At 48.0% G+C, this 19878-nt stretch carries 10 protein-coding genes, 2 rRNA genes and 1 riboswitch; of the genes, 2 read left to right on the plus strand and 10 right to left on the minus strand.

Annotated features, from left to right (window positions below):
- Positions 1-21 precede the first annotated feature (21 nt).
- The 5 genes from gpAD87_RS28995 to gpAD87_RS29015 form a co-directional block, all read right to left on the minus strand.
- Positions 22-2948 (minus strand): 23S ribosomal RNA (locus gpAD87_RS28995).
- A 306-nt stretch (positions 2949-3254) separates the two neighbouring features.
- Positions 3255-4807: ribosomal RNA gene (locus gpAD87_RS29000) — 16S ribosomal RNA — on the minus strand.
- The 16S and 23S rRNA genes sit together here, the layout of an rRNA operon.
- Positions 4808-5902: 1095 nt before the next feature.
- Positions 5903-7279, minus strand: a complete 1377-nt coding sequence (locus gpAD87_RS29005) for an NCS2 family permease (protein ID WP_064642315.1) — start codon at positions 7277-7279, stop codon at positions 5903-5905.
- A gap of 179 nt (positions 7280-7458) precedes the next feature.
- Positions 7459-7558, minus strand: a riboswitch (purine riboswitch).
- A gap of 342 nt (positions 7559-7900) precedes the next feature.
- On the minus strand, positions 7901-8152 hold the full coding sequence (locus gpAD87_RS29010) for a hypothetical protein (protein ID WP_064642317.1): 252 nt from the start codon (positions 8150-8152) through the stop codon (positions 7901-7903).
- 96 nt (positions 8153-8248) lie between these two features.
- Positions 8249-9289, minus strand: a complete 1041-nt coding sequence (locus tag gpAD87_RS29015) for a leucine-rich repeat domain-containing protein (protein WP_064642319.1) — start codon at positions 9287-9289, stop codon at positions 8249-8251.
- Between the two features lie 247 nt (positions 9290-9536).
- Here gpAD87_RS29015 and gpAD87_RS32875 point away from each other — a divergent pair, with 247 nt between their 5' ends.
- Positions 9537-10814 (plus strand): flagellin N-terminal helical domain-containing protein, encoded by a 1278-nt coding sequence (locus tag gpAD87_RS32875; protein ID WP_064642321.1) that lies wholly within the window; start codon positions 9537-9539, stop codon positions 10812-10814.
- A 139-nt stretch (positions 10815-10953) separates the two neighbouring features.
- Here the strand turns inward: gpAD87_RS32875 and guaA are convergent, their stop codons facing one another.
- From guaA to gpAD87_RS29045, 5 genes are all read right to left on the minus strand, one after another.
- Complete coding sequence (gene guaA, locus gpAD87_RS29025) at positions 10954-12492, minus strand: glutamine-hydrolyzing GMP synthase (protein ID WP_063568414.1); 1539 nt, start codon at positions 12490-12492, stop codon at positions 10954-10956.
- Positions 12493-12808: 316 nt separating this feature from the next.
- Positions 12809-15046, minus strand: a complete 2238-nt coding sequence (locus gpAD87_RS29030; protein ID WP_197521552.1) for a transglutaminase TgpA family protein — start codon at positions 15044-15046, stop codon at positions 12809-12811.
- Between the two features lie 112 nt (positions 15047-15158).
- Entirely contained in the window at positions 15159-16526 is a 1368-nt protein-coding gene (locus tag gpAD87_RS29035) for a DUF58 domain-containing protein (RefSeq protein ID WP_064642325.1), read from the minus strand.
- Positions 16523-17512, minus strand: coding sequence for an AAA family ATPase (locus tag gpAD87_RS29040; protein WP_064642327.1), 990 nt, complete (start codon positions 17510-17512; stop codon positions 16523-16525). Before gpAD87_RS29040 ends, gpAD87_RS29035 begins: the two co-directional genes overlap by 4 nt.
- A gap of 103 nt (positions 17513-17615) precedes the next feature.
- Complete coding sequence (locus gpAD87_RS29045) at positions 17616-18884, minus strand: polysaccharide deacetylase (RefSeq protein WP_064642329.1); 1269 nt, start codon at positions 18882-18884, stop codon at positions 17616-17618.
- 245 nt (positions 18885-19129) lie between these two features.
- Between gpAD87_RS29045 and gpAD87_RS29050 the strand changes: the two genes are divergently transcribed.
- Positions 19130-19774 (plus strand): DedA family protein, encoded by a 645-nt coding sequence (locus gpAD87_RS29050; RefSeq protein ID WP_064642331.1) that lies wholly within the window; start codon positions 19130-19132, stop codon positions 19772-19774.
- Positions 19775-19878 lie beyond the last annotated feature (104 nt).

The following is a 19878-nucleotide window of genomic DNA, read 5'->3' on the forward strand; positions in this document are numbered from 1 at the left end:
GTGCGATTTACAACTTGCATATTGGATAAGCCCTCGACCGATTAGTACTGGTCAGCTCCATGCATTGCTGCACTTCCACCCCCAGCCTATCTACCTCGTCGTCTTCAAGGGGTCTTACATACTGGGAAATCTCATCTTGAGGGGGGCTTCACGCTTAGATGCTTTCAGCGCTTATCCCTTCCGTACATAGCTACCCAGCGGTGCTCCTGGCGGAACAACTGGTACACCAGCGGTACGTCCATCCCGGTCCTCTCGTACTAAGGACAGCTCCTCTCAAATTTCCTACGCCCACGACAGATAGGGACCGAACTGTCTCACGACGTTCTGAACCCAGCTCGCGTACCGCTTTAATGGGCGAACAGCCCAACCCTTGGGACCTACTTCAGCCCCAGGATGCGATGAGCCGACATCGAGGTGCCAAACCTCCCCGTCGATGTGGACTCTTGGGGGAGATAAGCCTGTTATCCCCAGGGTAGCTTTTATCCGTTGAGCGATGGCCCTTCCATGCGGTACCACCGGATCACTAAGCCCGACTTTCGTCCCTGCTCGACTTGTAGGTCTCGCAGTCAAGCTCCCTTATGCCTTTGCACTCTTCGAATGATTTCCAACCATTCTGAGGGAACCTTTGGGCGCCTCCGTTACTCTTTAGGAGGCGACCGCCCCAGTCAAACTGCCCACCTGACACTGTCCCCGCACCGGATTACGGTACCAGGTTAGAACCTAGATACGATCAGGGTGGTATCCCAACGGTGCCTCCACAGAAGCTTGCGCTCCTGCTTCAAAGGCTCCCACCTATCCTGTACAGATCGTACCCAAATTCAATATCAAGCTGCAGTAAAGCTCCATGGGGTCTTTCCGTCTTGTCGCGGGTAACCTGCATCTTCACAGGTATTAAAATTTCACCGGATCTCTCGTTGAGACAGCGCCCAAGTCGTTACGCCATTCGTGCGGGTCAGAATTTACCTGACAAGGAATTTCGCTACCTTAGGACCGTTATAGTTACGGCCGCCGTTTACTGGGGCTTCGGTTCACAGCTTCGGATTGCTCCTAACCGCTCCCCTTAACCTTCCAGCACCGGGCAGGCGTCAGCCCGTATACTTCGCCTTACGGCTTCGCACAGACCTGTGTTTTTGCTAAACAGTCGCTTGGGCCTTTTCACTGCGGCCCCCTCGTGCTATTCACACTACCGGGGCACCCCTTCTCCCGAAGTTACGGGGTCATTTTGCCGAGTTCCTTAACGAGAGTTCTTCCGCGCGCCTTAGAATTCTCTTCTCGCCTACCTGTGTCGGTTTGCGGTACGGGCACCATCACCTGGCTAGAGGCTTTTCTTGGCAGTGTGAGATCATGACCTTCGCTACTATAATTTTCGCTCCCCATTACAGCCCAGCCTTAATGATGTGCGGATTTGCCTACACATCAGCCTCACTGCTTAGACGGACATCCATCAGTCCGCGTCACTACCCTGCTGCGTCCCCCCATTGCTCATAACGGCTTACGGTGGTACAGGAATTTCGACCTGTTGTCCTTCGACTACGCCTTTCGGCCTCGCCTTAGGTCCCGACTTACCCTGAGCGGACGAGCCTTCCTCAGGAACCCTTAGGCTTTCGGCGGATCAGATTCTCACTGATCTTTTCGTTACTCATACCGGCATTCTCACTTGTATAATGTCCAGCGCTCCTTACGGTACACCTTCAACCCTTATACAACGCTCCCCTACCCCTGATGCAAAGCATCAAGCCATAGCTTCGGTGGTGTGTTTAGCCCCGTTACATTTTCGGCGCAGAGTCACTCGACCAGTGAGCTATTACGCACTCTTTCAATGGTGGCTGCTTCTAAGCCAACATCCTGGTTGTCTGTGCAACTCCACATCCTTTCCCACTTAACACACACTTGGGGACCTTAGCTGATGGTCTGGGCTGTTTCCCTTTTGACAATGGATCTTAGCACTCACTGTCTGACTCCCGGAAGTAAGTCTATGGCATTCGGAGTTTGACTGAGCTTGGTAACCCTTGCGGGCCCCGCACCCAATCAGTGCTCTACCTCCACGACTCTGTTTTCCGAGGCTAGCCCTAAAGCTATTTCGGGGAGAACCAGCTATCTCCGAGTTCGATTGGAATTTCTCCGCTACCCCCACCTCATCCCCGCATTTTTCAACATGCGTGGGTTCGGGCCTCCAGTGCGTGTTACCGCACCTTCACCCTGGACAGGGGTAGATCACCCGGTTTCGGGTCTACGTCCACGTACTAAGTCGCCCTATTCAGACTCGCTTTCGCTGCGGCTCCGGCTCTTCACCTTAACCTTGCACGGGAACGTAACTCGCCGGTTCATTCTACAAAAGGCACGCCATCACCCCTAAAACGGGCTCTGACTTTTTGTAAGCACACGGTTTCAGGTTCTATTTCACTCCCCTTCCGGGGTGCTTTTCACCTTTCCCTCACGGTACTGCTTCACTATCGGTCGCTAGGAAGTATTTAGCCTTGGCAGATGGTCCTGCCGGATTCATACGGGGTTTCACGTGCCCCGCACTACTCGGGATACATCTCGGAGGGAACCAACTTTCAAGTACAGGGCTTTTACCTTCTTTGGCGGGCCTTTCCAGACCTCTTCGTTTAACCGGTTCCTTTGTAACTCCATGTGAGATGTCCCACAACCCCAAAGAGCAAGCTCTCTGGTTTGGGCTTCTCCGCGTTCGCTCGCCGCTACTGACGGAATCACTATTGTTTTCTCTTCCTCAAGGTACTTAGATGTTTCAGTTCCCTTGGTATGCCTCTACATAACCTATGTATTCAGTTATGAGTAACTGGAAATTACCCCAGCTGGGTTTCCCCATTCGGACACCCCCGGATCAAAGCTTGCTTACAGCTCCCCGAGGCAGTTTCGTTGTTCGCCACGTCCTTCATCGGCTCCTAGCGCCTAGGCATCCTCCGTGTGCTCTTAGTAGCTTAACCATATCGCTCGTGTTCGAGCTGTCTCTTCCCTTGTTTTGCTTGCGCAAAGCCAAAAGTCGTTCCATTTCGATCACTCGCTCATGCAATCTACCTTATAAACACTTCACTTGTTTACACAAGTTCAGCTTAAAAAGGAATGTTCTAAATCGCAAAATTTCGTTTCGATATCTAGTTTTCAAAGAACAAGCTCCATGCAAAAGCAAGCTGTTTGAGAGTTTGAGCTCTCAAAACTGAGCAACGAGTGAGTAGTTTTTGCAGCTAAGCTGCATATTTGAATGTTTCCACTCGGGAAACGATTCTCCATAGAAAGGAGGTGATCCAGCCGCACCTTCCGATACGGCTACCTTGTTACGACTTCACCCCAATCATCTATCCCACCTTCGGCGGCTGGCTCCTTGCGGTTACCCCACCGACTTCGGGTGTTATAAACTCTCGTGGTGTGACGGGCGGTGTGTACAAGACCCGGGAACGTATTCACCGCGGCATGCTGATCCGCGATTACTAGCAATTCCGACTTCATGCAGGCGAGTTGCAGCCTGCAATCCGAACTGAGACCGGCTTTGTTGGGATTGGCTCCATCTCGCGATTTCGCAGCCCGTTGTACCGGCCATTGTAGTACGTGTGTAGCCCAGGTCATAAGGGGCATGATGATTTGACGTCATCCCCACCTTCCTCCGGTTTGTCACCGGCAGTCTATCTAGAGTGCCCACCCGAAGTGCTGGCAACTAAATATAAGGGTTGCGCTCGTTGCGGGACTTAACCCAACATCTCACGACACGAGCTGACGACAACCATGCACCACCTGTCTCCTCTGTCCCGAAGGAAAGATACATCTCTGTACCGATCAGAGGGATGTCAAGACCTGGTAAGGTTCTTCGCGTTGCTTCGAATTAAACCACATACTCCACTGCTTGTGCGGGTCCCCGTCAATTCCTTTGAGTTTCAGTCTTGCGACCGTACTCCCCAGGCGGAGTGCTTAATGTGTTAACTTCGGCACCAAGGGTATCGAAACCCCTAACACCTAGCACTCATCGTTTACGGCGTGGACTACCAGGGTATCTAATCCTGTTTGCTCCCCACGCTTTCGCGCCTCAGCGTCAGTTACAGCCCAGAGAGTCGCCTTCGCCACTGGTGTTCCTCCACATATCTACGCATTTCACCGCTACACGTGGAATTCCACTCTCCTCTTCTGCACTCAAGTCACCCAGTTTCCAGTGCGATCCGGGGTTGAGCCCCGGGATTAAACACCAGACTTAAATGACCGCCTGCGCGCGCTTTACGCCCAATAATTCCGGACAACGCTTGCCCCCTACGTATTACCGCGGCTGCTGGCACGTAGTTAGCCGGGGCTTTCTTCTCAGGTACCGTCACCTTGAGAGCAGTTACTCTCCCAAGCGTTCTTCCCTGGCAACAGAGCTTTACGATCCGAAAACCTTCATCACTCACGCGGCATTGCTCCGTCAGGCTTTCGCCCATTGCGGAAGATTCCCTACTGCTGCCTCCCGTAGGAGTCTGGGCCGTGTCTCAGTCCCAGTGTGGCCGATCACCCTCTCAGGTCGGCTACGCATCGTCGCCTTGGTGAGCCGTTACCCCACCAACTAGCTAATGCGCCGCAGGCCCATCCCCAAGTGACAGATTGCTCCGTCTTTCCAGTTCTCTTCAGGAGAAGAAAACAACTATTCGGTATTAGCTACCGTTTCCGGTAGTTGTCCCAAACTTGAGGGCAGGTTGCCTACGTGTTACTCACCCGTCCGCCGCTAACTATCAGAGAAGCAAGCTTCTCTGATAGTCCGCTCGACTTGCATGTATTAGGCATGCCGCCAGCGTTCGTCCTGAGCCAGGATCAAACTCTCCAATAAAGTATTGAAAAGAGCGATAAGCTCATTTTGAAACTGACGAGATTAAAAATCTCATTTATTTTGCTTTGAAATCATACAGTCCGAAGACTTGTACCAATTTCTCAGCGTCGATCTTGCAAGCAAGATCGTTACTCACTCGTTGTTCAGTTTTCAAAGATCAAACTTGTTTCATTGCCGCGTGTTGTTCACCTCAGCAACTTTTATATCTTATCACATCCGAACCAACTTTGCAAGCTCTTTTTTTAAGTTTCTTTCGAAGCTTATTTCATTTGCTTGCCGCACCGTGTTTCTCGTGTTTTCTTGGCCGGAATTAGAATATACCATGTACAGATTTCGAATGCAAGCTTTATTTTCAATTTATCTGTGAGGGGTTCTCTTCTTCCTCTCTACTCCTATTTATAACTTATACGATACTCATCCCTCATCAGCAATTATCTTTTTAATCTCGGAGAATAGCAACTCTCTCACATTACAATAGTTTATATTATATATAGTAGAGTGTCTTTCAAACTGGCTATATCCAGCTGCTATTTAATTCTCGTCGTGCTGTTTTTCAAGTTTGCTATTTTAGTGTACACATTAGGTCCTGATGATCTCACCATCCGATCCGCTTACATCAAAGAAAACCAACGTTATGCTTCTTAGTCAACTCACGCATCAATTTACAGGCATCTTACGCAACAGACCATGCGAATGCAGCATAAATCACTTCTTTTCCAAGCGAGTATTCTGTTAATCGATTATCTGTTCCTGCTCCTTCCATCGCTTCAAACACATCATCGTCCACATTCATAGAAAGAAAGGCCCGAATAGGAATGCTCCTCCGACCACTTTCGACTACTTTGTATGCTCACTATACCATCTTCATAAACGACGCTTTATCAAATGGAGCTCTTGGCTGGATAAAAAATCATCAAATCATAACTCATGTATGTTCCTCCTTTATATATAGAAGAAAGTCAAAGTTCATGCTACATATATAGAAGAAACAAAAAAAGCGAAAGCCCCGTTAATGTACCAAGGCTTCCGCTTCTTTTCATTTGTACAATAACAAATACATCATAAGTATCTGACCCAATTCATTCAGTCAAACCTTTATTCTCCACCGATAAATACATACCGGCATATAACAATGATAGCCAATATCCACATAAGCCAGTGTATCTTCACTTTGCGATCCGTAACCAGGTTACTGAATACGGCCAGGATTACATAGGAGACAATCCCTGCGGAAATCCCGTTTGCAATTCCTCCAGTGAAAGGCATCAATACGATGGTAAGAAACGCCGGGAAAGCTTGCAGGAAGTCATCCCACTCAATGCTACGAACCTGATTCATCATCAAGACACCCACGATGATCAACGCCGGAGCTGTTGCAGCGGACGGAACAACCAATGCAAGTGGAGCAATAAACAAAGCCAGGATGAACAGGATACCTGTCGTTACAGAGGTCAGACCTGTACGTCCACCAGCTTCGACGCCTGAGGCACTTTCAACGAATGCGGTAATTGTACTTGTACCCAGTGCAGCCCCTGCACTTACACCCACTGCATCCACGAGCATTGCTTTACCAATTGTTTTCTCGCCTTTCTTCTTATCCTTCATAATCCCCATTCGTGTTGCTGTACCCACCATTGTTCCAAATGTGTCAAACAGCTCTACAAAGGTGAAGATGAAGATGATTTCAAACAATCCAAGGCTAATTGCACCTTTCAAGTCCAGTTGTCCAACCGCCAGATCGCTGAAGTTAGGCAACCAGCTTGCACCGGATAAACCGCTGAGATTCGTAACGCCCATGGGGATACCAATCAACGTTGTAGCAATGATACCGATTAGCAGTGCACCTTTGACGCGCATAACCATCAGTACAGCTATAATGAGCAGTCCAATCAGTGCCAGTAATGCATCATGATGTGTGATGAAATTACCTAAAGACAGATTAAAACTGCTGCCAGGAATCGGTTGGCTCAGATCTGCATCAGGTGCAACATTAACTGTTACAGCGACCAGATTAGCAAGTTTGAAACCTACAATGGTAATAAAGAGACCAATACCAACGGTGATTGCCATTTTTAATGAGTCTGGAACTGCAACGAGCAGCATTTGACGAATTTTGGTTACTGTCAAAATAATAAACACGATACCAGAAATAAATACGGCTCCGAGAGCTGCCTGCCAGGAAATCGCACCGTTGGAACTCAGAACCACGGTCATGAAGTAAGCGTTCAAACCCATACCTGGTGCAAGGGCGATCGGAATGTTAACGAACAATCCCATAATGATGGTCATCAGACCAGCACCCACGGCTGTTGCAAAAAATACTGCATTGTCCGACATACCGGCTCCGGCTGATCCCAAGAACAACGTGTTTACGAAAAGAATGTACGCCATTGTCATAAAGGTAGTAAGACCCGCAACAATCTCCGTTCTAACGTTCGTTCCGTTTTCTTTTAATTTAAAGAAACGATCCATAATTCAATAATTCCCCCTTAGAGATGTTGAAGCCTTTTGAAAAACAACAAATACCCCTGAGATGAATGCATCACCCAGGGTTTTAACTGATGAGGAGTGGCACGGTGCCAATTAGGGAGAACAAAAAAAATTCTAATGTGCGTGATGTCATGCCCGACGCAATCATGTAGAATTCATGTGCTCAGCCTTCTCCTCTTCGTAGCCAGATCATTAGGGTGATCTCGTAGAGACTCCCAGGCCAATCCCCGGGATTATACGAAGTAGTATGCGCTATTTGTGTGTTTCCAATCACTATTTTAGGAGGGTTACCTCTAGTTTGTCAATGAGAAAAACGAATATTATTATCACTTATCATATAAATCGTTCGTATTATTTAACAAAATGAACCAGTTCAGCGGTTTACCACCCAAATTAAACTGAGGTTTCACAATTCAAAAAGCTACCGCAATCAAAGGTGGCAGGCACACTTTGATTGCGGTAGCTTCATAGGTTACCGTTACCGAGAAGATGGTTATGTGATGAGGATCATGTATTTGGATATTCAAAAAGCTTAGGTATAGAGAGCAGTCTGCTACGGTTACTAGTTCATTTTTTTACATGATAGGTCCTATGCCATATATTCTAAATCTCTGTCTGAAGCACGTCCTGTGCCTGCTGTTGTTCCTGACCTGTATTATCGGTCGATCCCTCAGACAATTCCTGATTCTGTGCTTGATCGGAAGATGAATCTGCTGCCTCTAAGTTCACAAATGAAGAATCTCCCGCACCAAGAGCCAAGTCCTGCATACCCGAGCCGCATCCTGCCAGCATCACCATCAGAAACGCACTTCCAATGCCCATCTTCCATTTGCTCATATTGTCGGTTTTACGCATACATTCAATTCTCCTTTCAGTTGCCATATAGCCGTATTCTGTACGTAGTGTACAAGCCCTACATGAAAATAATATGAAACGAACTTAAAAATGAAATTAAATATTCAGAGATTCATCGTTATACCACCATCCGCTCTCATCCCATATGCCTGCTGCCATTATCGCCAGCTTCGCCACTTTTTGCTGTTTGCCACTTTTCAAATGAACGATCATTCTTTCCAAGGATTTATCATGAATCAGGGATTCGATATCTTCGGCGGTAATATGTTTCATTTGCAGAAGAGCGAGCTCTTTCAGGCTTTTGGATGTCTTTGCCCATTCAATATTCTCCACATTCACATTGTTCAGGTAAACACGCTGTAATTCAGTCAGATTTTCAAGAGACGGCAGACTCGTTAGATGCGGCTGGTCCTCTATCCCTAATAAGCGCAACCCCTTCAATTCAGGCAATATGGATAGGTCAGATAATCCTTTCACCCTCAGGAGCTTCAACAATTGCAAGGATTTCATTCCCGCAAGGCTATCCAGATTCTCTGCTCCACCAAAACTGAGATGAAGTTCGCGCAAACCCGTTAAATCTTTTAAGTATCCCAATTCCTTTAATGGCATTCCCGAAACATAGAGGGACCGGAGTGAAGACAACGTTCCGATCGTTTCGATGTTAGTTGTATGACCATTCACACTCAGCGTTTTAAGCTCGGTAAAGCGGTTAAGTACGGACAAATTGGTTTTCTTTGTTTTGGTTTTGCCGATGCGGAGCTGCTCTAAAGTGTTAGGTACAAGTGTTAATACATCAAGAGATTCCGCTTCAAATACGTCAAAAGCAAATTCTTTTAACCTTAGCAATTCACCTAAGCCCTCAATCCCATGAATGTGTCTGTTACAATCAATCACAAGCTTTTCTACATGGTTCATATATCTTAGACCAGACAAGTCGCCAGATTGCGAATGAAAGCCATATATACGAAAAGTAACATCGGGTCTGTTGGCAAACAGCTCCTCATTCAATATCTGCATCAGGTTCACGTCCGGGATATTGTGCTCACTGTATTGAACAATCTTTAGCTCAGGATGAGCCGTAAGTGCGACAACCTCCTCACGAGTCCATCCCGGGTTGAGTTCGATTCTTTCCTTCATCCGCTATAGTTCCTCCTTACAGAGTGTTCTTCTTCATAAAATCTATTGGATATTTTCTCCAATACGTCCCAAGGGATACGTGTCTAGTCAGCTGTCATACCATCGATGGACGTTTAAATTTTTCATAAAAAATGCATTTTACGTTTCATAGCTCATCAACACGGTCAGTATTGTTTAAGTGTCCATCCTTATCAGATTAATTTTCTTCACGAAACGTGTATACTAATATTAGGATAGGAGGAGAAATATGAGAATTAACAATAATCTGCCAGCATTAAACGCCAAAAATAGAATTAATAATAATAGTAACGCCAAAAAAACATCTTTTGAAAGACTTTCGTCCGGTCTACGCATTAATCGCGCTGCGGATGACGCTGCCGGTCTAGCTATTAGCGAAAGTATGCGTGCTCAGATTAGGGCTTTAGAGCAAGGAGCAAGAAATATCCAAGATGGAATTTCATTAATTCAAACTGCGGAAGGTGCTCTCAATAGCATAACAAGCGGACTTCAAAGAATCAGAGAACTACTTGTTCAAAGGGAAAATGATACATACACCTATAGTGATAAAGAAACAATTAATCTAGAAATTACACACAACCTCCGAAATATAGAGGATATAACAAACAACACACAATTTAATGGAATCTACCTTTTGAATGGTTCACTTACTAATGCTGCTGTCCATACAGGTACTGACACAATTCCGCTAAGCATTAATGACATGCATCTGGACCTATATTATAGGGAGAATTTTAACGATCAAAATAGGTTTTCACAATGGCATCCTGCGCAAGGTGCCTGGACAGTCCAGAACGGATTATTGACACAGTCCACTGAAGGCGTTGGTGACAAAACGATTCTCTCGGAAGTAATTCAAGGTAACGATATGACCATCACGGTCAATGGAAAATTCATGACGACACATCCAGATGGAAATATTGGCATAATTATTAAAGGAAACGACTTTAACAACCAAGTTTTTGGATGGTATAGCCAGTACGGTGGATTATATATTGGAGAACGCTTAAATGGATCATATCGATTAATTACCTCCATAGTAGTGAATCCTGCGCAATTAGATCAGAACTATGAACTTACCGGAACTGTTGTAGGCAATTATTATACATTTTCTGTTACGGGTGTAGGAAAGATCGAAGGCTATTCCGCCAATACATCCATGCTTGAAGGCTACACCGGATTGTTCACCGCATTTTCGGAAGCAAGTTTTGATGATTATGAAGTCATTCCTCATATCACAGTAACAGATATCAAAACGGCTTTAGATAAAGTCACAGGGGAGCGTGCAAAATTAGGCGCCTATCAAAATCGACTAGAGTACGCCTATAACAACACATCCAACTATTCTGTGAACCTTACAGCATCCGAGTCACGAATCAGGGACACTGACATATCCAAAGAAATGATAAAGATATCTACACTGAGTATTCTAACCGATGCCTCTCAAGCCATACTTGCTCAAGCAAACAGTCAACCCCAACGAATACTGGAGTTACTTCGGAACTAGGGTTAATTAATTCATCTAACCAATATAAAAAGCTCATTCTTGATAACAATTTATCAAGAATGAGCTTTTTATTTAATAATTCAAGGGTTCCAACCATATCAGGGCTTCTAAGCAATGAAGTCCACTAATATTTCACAACCTATTCCCACTCAATCGTTGCTGGTGGTTTGGAAGTTACGTCATACACGATACGGTTTACGTTATCCACTTCGTTAACGATCCGCACGGAGATTTTCTCCAATACGTCCCAAGGGATACGTGCCCAGTCAGCTGTCATACCATCGATGGATGTTACAGCACGGATACCTACAGTATAGGAATACGTACGCGCATCACCCATAACCCCAACACTCTTCATGTTAGGCAGGGCCGTAAAGTATTGCCAGATTTCGCGGTCAAGACCGGCTTTGGCAATCTCCTCGCGCAGGATGTAGTCCGAATCACGAACGATTTTGAGCTTGTCCTCCGTTACTTCGCCCAGTACACGGATAGCAAGACCCGGACCTGGGAATGGCTGACGCCATACAATTGCTTCTGGCAAACCGCACTCTTCGCCGACTTTACGCACTTCGTCTTTGAACAAGGCACTCAGTGGTTCGATCAGCTTGAAGTTCATGTCCTCAGGCAATCCGCCCACATTGTGGTGGGATTTGATAGTTTGAGCTGTCGCTGTGCCACTTTCCACGATATCCGTGTACAGTGTACCTTGCGCCAGGAATGCAAAATCATCAAACTGCTTGGATTCTTCGTCAAATACGTAAATAAACTCGTTACCGATAATTTTACGTTTTTGTTCCGGATCATCCACGCCTGCCAGTTTGGACAGGAAACGCTCTTGTGCATCGATTTTGACAACTTTCATGTCGAATTTGCCGACGAACGTCTCCATTACGCTCTCCGCTTCGCCTTTACGCAGCAGACCATGGTCGATAAACATACATGTCAGTTGGTCACCGATGGCTTTGTGAAGCAATGCAGCAACAACGGAAGAATCTACACCGCCGCTAAGTGCGCACAATACTTTACCATCGCCCACTTTTTCACGGATATCCTTGATCGTATCTTCGATAAACGTCTCCATGCTCCAGTTGCCTTCGCAACCACAGATTTCGTACAGGAAGTTTTTGATCATTTCATTACCGCGAACAGAGTGACGTACTTCTGGATGGAACTGAACAGCATACAATTTGCGCTCATCGTTGCTCATCGCTGCGATTGGCGCACTTTCCGTGCCTGCATCCAGTTTGAATCCAGCAGGAAGAGCAACCACGTGGTCACCATGACTCATCCATACCGTATGTTCACCTTCGATACCTTGTGCAAGAGCGGAACCTGGTGCAAACTCGATATCCGCTTTACCGTACTCACGCTTCTCGGAACGCTCCACTTTACCATCAAGCTGTTGCGCCATAAGCTGCATGCCGTAACAAATTCCGAAGATTGGCACTCCCAGATCATAAACGGCCGGATCTACGTGTGGTGCATTTTCTGCATAAACGCTAGATGGTCCGCCCGAGAATACGATTCCTTTTGGTGATAATTCTGCGATTTTCTCCGCCGGTGTGTTATACGGCAAAAGCTCGCTGTATACGCCCAGATCCCGGATTCTTCTGGCGATTAACTGGTTGTATTGGCCCCCAAAGTCAAGGACAACCACTATTTCATTTTGCTTATTCATTACCGAGCCTCCCTCAATTAATGAAACTAATTATACGCAACGACAAAACATACCGTCAAGGAAAGGCGAAACTCCTTTTTTCGACATCTCAAAACATGGCATATTCAACGCCTGAGATTACAATATTTAGTCGAATATTCTCGCCTCCATTCTATATATTTCCGATCGGAAATATAAGAAAAGGGTTGACGCACTATTTTCATCATAAAAGAGATCTTCCGCATAAAGCTCACGGTGTATGATCGCGGAAAGACGCCTCATTCGCTTTATGGGGCGAGAAAGGCGTCATATGTTTAGTGCTGCGCTGTACTTCGTGTTACAGCGCCTGCATGCGCTGGGCCAGTTGAAGTGCCCGGCGCAGGAAGTCCAGACTGTCCGCACGCAGCGGACGGTCCGGCCCGTACAGCAGCCGTTCCCAGTCGGCTGCGAACCGCGCGATGTCCGCGCCGTCCGTGCCTGCGGCTACGGCGGGTGACGCTGCATATTCACGCAGCGTCATTCCCGGCGGCCGCGGGCCGTAGCGGCGCGCGAGCGCGGCCCAGACCGGAGCGGCGGCGCTGAGCAGCCGCTCTCGGTCCGGAAAGCTGCTGCGCGGCCACGCCAGCAGCAGCCTTAGCCGCAGCGCGGGGCGAAGCCGCCGCATGCGGATGGCCCCGGCGGCGCAAAGCAGCGCCGCTGCCGCAAGGGCTGCCGCGAGCCATGGGTGCGCGGCAATGGCCCGTGCGCGGGCGAGCAGCCATGCGCCCGCGTGAGCTACCCCGCCGTCCGTCTGCGGCGGGGTTACGGCAACGGGCTGCTGCCCGCTGAGCGCAGCGGCATCTTGGCCTTCACCCTGCGTCATGGTGAAGCCCGGCGTAGCCTCAAACGGCATCCAGCCCGCACCTGGAAAATACACTTCTACCCAGGAGTGTGCATCTCCTTGGGTCACAATGTATTGCCCAGATACGTCCGCATCCGCTTCCCCGGGCCCGAATCCCTTCACCCAGCGTGCCGGAATACCCTCTGCACGTAGCAGCACAATCATAGCTGTTGAGAAATGATTGCAATACCCCTCCCGTGTAACAAATAGAAAATCGTCCACAAAATCAGTTCCTCGTAGTGGCATACGGGTATCTAGTGTATATTCGGCGTGGTCCGCAAGATACGACTTTACGGCTTGCACGGCATCATAACGAGTCTCACTTCCCTGAATGATTTCCTTCGCAAGGGCCTGCACACGTCCGGGAAGCGTAGTTGGTAGCTGCAAATACGTTCTGCGAATTGCCGCCGGATCTTTCATGTTGGACTTCTTTCCCAGAAGGCGTAGTTGTTCAGGTGTTGCCACGGGAATCATGATGTCTGCCGTATAACTTTTGACCGGTTGATTGTCATAGGTAGCCGCCAGCCATAACGTGGCGGAATCTTCATTTGATAGTAATAAACGTTTATTCTTCTGATTATCCCTGTTCTTATCCTGGAACGAAAGATTGATTGGCATTCCACCTGTAAAGAGGGGATTGGGTCCTCTCCATTCTCGCTTCATCGTTACCGTTTGACGAATACGTTGCCAATAGGCTGGATACTCCCAACCATCGGTACGCACCAATCCAGATGGACTTGCCGTCTCAAAGCTCTGCACAGGATCACTCCAGGTGCTTCCGTTATAATATGAACGGGTCTCTCCCCGCCAATACGTAGCTTCCGGACTTTTCGCCGTAAAAAAGATCGTGTCTCCCTGCACCAAAGGTGCGCCCATTGGTGCATCCGCTGTACTATATCCTGTGACGGCGGTTGTGGCAGGAATACTTCCGTGCTGTGTATAGCCTGCCCAGCGGGCCAGCCGTTCACCCATCTGCTCAAGGGATATACGTTCCGGTGGAGGAATGGAAGCAAGTTGACCAGGGATCGCTGAGAAAAGTACCATTCCTGCAGACACCGCAAGCGTTACCGTGCACCAACGACCATAAGGACTCTGCTTAAAGATCGGTGTGGTGACCCCGCCATTAAGGCGAAGCAACTGTAACATGGCCTGGATGAGTAGAATCCACAGCACAGAACGTATCACCGAAGCATATACATCCAGCCCGGCAAATGATTCAAGCAATAACAAATAGACCAATGTTGCACTGCCAAACAGCATCACACTTCTTCGCAGCAGTACAAGGGACTGCACGGAAGCCATCAGCATGCTCCAACCGCACATCATGAGCAGACCTCTTGTCTCCACACTAATCGAGCGAACACGCCAGGTACTCATGAAACTGCCCATATCCTCAGAAAGAGTGGCCGGATATGTAACAGCCCATCCAGCAGGGTCATTACCTCCATACATACAACATAATGCGGCTAGAGCAATGAGGAGTCTAATCAGTATTCCCGTGATCCAGCCGGTACGAAGCAACCCCGCGAGCAGCAAGGTTCCTGTTAATCCTGCCATCACGGACAAGAATCGTTCACTGCCCTGCTGACCCGTTGACGTAACTGGATAAATCCACTCCAGGGACAATATAAGCAAAATGGCGGAAAGACCGATTCTGTAAAGGAGAGGTTCCGAATTTTGGCCATGACTCTTCAAATCTACTCCAGATGTCCTGGTTTCCCCTTTATATATGGAATGCACAGACTCTAATCCCAAACTGGCGGTATGCCCCCTGTCAGCCACAGTGGAGTTCACTTGAGGGTTTCCATTATGCTCCCACATCCGTTACCTCCGCCTTTCTCATTGAAGGTAAAGAGCTGTCTGTGATCCAATGGATCTGTACTCCACTTTGACGAAGCTGTTCCAGACTTTCATTGCCCATGTTACGAATGGTTCGATCTGTTGCAATGGACTGTGCTGTTTCTGAAACTACAGTGGTATCAGAAGTCGCATCACCTTGAGTTCCTCGATTCTGAGCCATATTGCTGCTGAGGGATTCCGCTCGCGATATAGGTGATGGATCTTCTCCAGCCATGAACTCCGTTAACTGAACCTCTACCCTGTATCCCAACCCAATTGCACACATTACCCACTCCACAAGAGCTTCGTCCATTCTACCGGTGAGCACCACAATTCGTGACCCGATCGCCATTCTATCCAACATCTCTGTGCGAAGCGAAGGAGGTACAACTTGAGCCGTGGCAATTCGTGCCTGCGCCAGCTTGTCTAACGCATGGTTTTCAGGAGAGTGCAGTAGTTCTTGTTTCCATTTCTCCTGAAGAGCAGATCCTGACCCACCGCCTTCCGTCCACACTTGATAAGGAATGTTTTCTCGTTCAGCGGTATGAATCCAACGAGCAGCTGCACGGACCGCACGTTCAAAAGCAGGCATATCCCTCTTCTCTGACTGCCGCATTTCATAACCCGATGCACCTTCATACACCAGTATACCCAGCGAGACAGAATCGGAGGTTTCAGGCAAAAAAGTCTGAAGTCGACCCGTTTTGGCTGTGCTTTTCCAATGAACACGCCCCAGTGGGTCTCCTTGCTGATATTCCCGGAACTCAGGACTGCGATTCCCCTGACTGCTTCTTCGCTCAGACAGGGCATCTTCCCCCACGGCCGAGTATTCTCCAGGATTACTCTCACCCCATTCCGTAGCTTGGGGAACAACAATTAGCGAGGTATGATTCACAGTCTCTGCGGAGACCGTATTCCATCCGAAAACATCACCCCAGTACAATCTGCCTGATTCCCATCTGTACACACCTCTGCGCAAACCCGATAATTCATATTGATACGTAAACTGGCGACGGGTTCCCGGAAATAGTAATTTACGATGTACACCGGCAGGTGTATTCTCACACAGAATGATCCATAACAGTGGAATCGGGCAGTCGAATTTCAGTTCCACTGCCACCCGCGTTCTTTCGCCTGCCACAACCCGATTCGCATGCATTTGCCGCCGAATGTTAATATTGCGCGGACCGAAAAAATGGATAATCAGTGCGCTTGCGAGCATCAAGGCCGCGATAATGGACAGAAATAGCGCGGCTTTGCCGCCATGCCATACATATAAAGAGGCAAAAGCCACGACCAGGACAGCACCCAACATTCGTTGACCCAGCGCAGTCATTGACGCCGTCCCCTTCCCTGTGCCGCCATCTGTACAGGTACAGGAACCGATGACAGAGCTTCTTGAATCACCTGCGCCTGTGCCCAGATTTCCGCTCTGTTCTGGGCTTTCAATTGAACGCGATGGGAAAGGACAGGTACAGCCATCTCTTTCACATCATCGGGAATGACATAACTGCGTCCTTGGAGGTAAGCAAATGATTGTGCAGCAGCCATCCAAGCCAATGTTCCGCGCGGACTGATTCCCAGTCTTACCGCTGGGTGACTTCTTGAGGCAACGGCAACAGCAACCAGATACTGTTTGACAACAGGATCCACATGTACATGTTTTACTTCACGCTGCATGGCTACAACTTCTTCAGCAAGCATGACAGGGCGAAGTTCATCAAGCAGTTCTCTGCTTTGCATCCGGGTTAACAGTTCGACTTCCTGCTCCGGATCAGGGTACCCCAATCCAATCTTCATAAGAAAACGATCCAACTGCGCTTCAGGCAGCCGATAGGTGCCCTCAAACTGCAACGGATTCTGCGTCGCCAGTAAAAAGAATGGGCGCGGCAAGGCATAGGTTGTGCCATCCACCGTAATGCGTCGTTCCTCCATCGCTTCCAGAAGTGCCGACTGGGTCCGGGGGGAAGCGCGATTGATTTCATCAGCCAGAACAATATTGGACATGACGGGTCCTGGTCGAAACTTAAATTCTCCCGTATGCGGATGATACATCGACGTGCCCGTCACATCTGCCGGCATCACGTCCGACGTGAACTGAATTCGTCCCATGGAGCAATCCAGCGCAGAAGCGACGGCGCGAACCAGCATCGTTTTACCTGTACCCGGTACATCTTCCAGAAGTACATGACCTCCACTAAGCATTGCAGTTAACACATAACGAATCTCTTGTTTTTTGCCAATGATCACACTTTCAACTCGCTTCATAACTCTATTCAGCAATTCTACGGCATGTTCATGTTCCATTCGGATATAAGACATTTCTTCTAATCTCCTTCCATCCATCGGCATTCCTGAACCATACTAATCTATGATTCAGTGTTGCCCGGAAGTAGAGAGAATAGTCCTGTACGAACGACTTTATTCAGATCAATTTATCCAAATACATGCTGTTCGCTGCTGCCAGAGGAACGCTGGCTTTAACCATCCATTCCTTTTCATTCGCCTTTAGTGAATCAACGGTTACTCCCATATGCTCCATCAATTCCCGCAGCGGAACCCAGATCGTTCCTCCCTGACTACGCACGACTCCCTCTGTCGTTCTGTCATTCATCTGGTCTGCACGTTTCGTTGTCAGGTCTCCGCTGATACTGTCTGCATGGATGGTTCGGTCTTTCCATATGGCTGTAGCTGTCCGGGTCTCTGCATTCCAGCGAGCGCTGCCACCGAACTTTTTCATAAAGGTCCGCAAAGGCACCATGATCCGCTGATCTTCCACGCGAAATTCTCCTTGCTTCAACGTGGCTGCTGCCAAGCCAATTTCCACCTTCAATTCTTTGCCAGCCAACCACAGGTTGCTGTTCTCCTGTACATTTTCTGCGACCCATTCCTTACCCGGAGCTTTGCGAGACTTGTATTTACCATTGGAATCGATGCGGAATTGAACAGGCTGATCCGTGGCCTTCATCGTGTCAAAACGAAAACCTTGATCCTGGTAATACTTGATAATGCCAGGTAGTGCTTTTACCGTCTCAGCATGAGCGCCTCCATCATGCATCAATACAATGACCGAACGTGCCCCGGCAGGCACCTTGGTCGCATTGCGTAAGATTTCTTTGGCCGGAACACCCTTCCGTTTGGAATCACTACTGTCTACGTTCCAGTCCATAACGGTGTACCCGCCCAATTTCAGCAGATCAAAATAACTCTTGTCGAAATGTCCGTAGGTACCGCCCGGTGCCCGGACCAGATTCGGCCGAAATCCTGTAATTCGCTCTACGACTGCCTCAGTCTGTTTGATCTGCTTCCAGAACACTTTGAAATCACTGTACAGCTGTTCATAATTATGATTAAACGTATGATTGCCCAAAGCATGTCCATCTTCCACAACCGCACGGATCATCTCAGGATAACGTTCTGCTTGCTCACCAAGCACAAAAAATGTAGCCAAAACCTGCTCCTTGCGCAAAATATCCAATACTTCACGGGTATGGTTACCCGGTCCATCGTCAAAACTCAAATAGACTACCTTGTCTTGAGGATTCTCTTCTTTGGAGGCGGGTGCATCAGACCCCGATACTGAGGAAGCGTAAGTTGTGCCGGCCGATGCAGCGAATACACACAGCAGTAACACAATGCGAAGTATAAGCACAGACCATTTTCCAGATAAAATTGTATGTATTGGTGTTACCATGTTCGAATCAACCTCCAACGTCTCTAGTGAATTTGCTGATAGACTTCAGCAGATTTGTTAGAATTATATGGAGGACTCACTGAAAAAAGACGCGATTTTGTTTTATAATTTTTCACAATTTGGGATGGCTCGTGATTGATTCTTGGCTTCGGATTAGGTAGCATAATGGACAGGTAGGATCGTGAACAAAACTCCTTGGAGAGTAAGCATCTCCTCCCACCCTGTCTGCAGGAGAGTGAAGTCTATTGGAATTGCTTGAGAAGGTCCAGCATCTGTTTGGATCCTACGGATACAGCGTTTTGTTTTTTGGTTTATTGCTGGAATTCATCGCCCTTCCCTTCCCGGGAGAAACGACTATGGCTTATGCAGGGTTTCTGTCCTACAAGGGTCATCTGGACTTCGGAATACTTGCCATCCTTGCTTTTCTGGGAACGACGATTGGCATGACGATCACTTATTTTATTGGGGCCAAAGCAGGTCTGCCGTTCATTACACGATATGGCAAATGGTTTCTGATGAAACAGGACAAGCTGGATAAAACACAAAAGTGGTTTGCCAGGTACGGCAATGCCCTGATCTTCATCGGTTATTTCATTCCGGGAGTGAGACATTTCACCGGATATTTCGCGGGTATAGCCGCTGTTCCCTTTCGTAAATTCGCTCTCTATGCCTATTCAGGCGCACTGTTCTGGGTGTTGTTGTTCCTGGGTATTGGCAAAATATTCGGACCCCAATGGAACGCGGTGTTCCATCTTGCCCATCAATATACAGCTTACATCGTGGCGGGAATCGGCCTGCTGTTAATTGCAGCCGTACTGTACCGCTATCGAAAAGCGTGGGCAGCCCGATCGTTGCGCAAACCTGCCGCGATTCGGCAAAGACAAAAATAAACGGTACCATTCACATATCTATCGATGATATCAGTGGTTGAATTCAGACACATTTAGCGCAAAGGTTTTTCTGCCTATTAGATGTGGGAACACCAGGTTAACCC

Origin of the sequence: Paenibacillus sp. AD87 (genome assembly GCF_001659845.1) — a bacterium.
GTDB lineage: Bacteria > Bacillota > Bacilli > Paenibacillales > Paenibacillaceae > Paenibacillus > Paenibacillus marchantiae.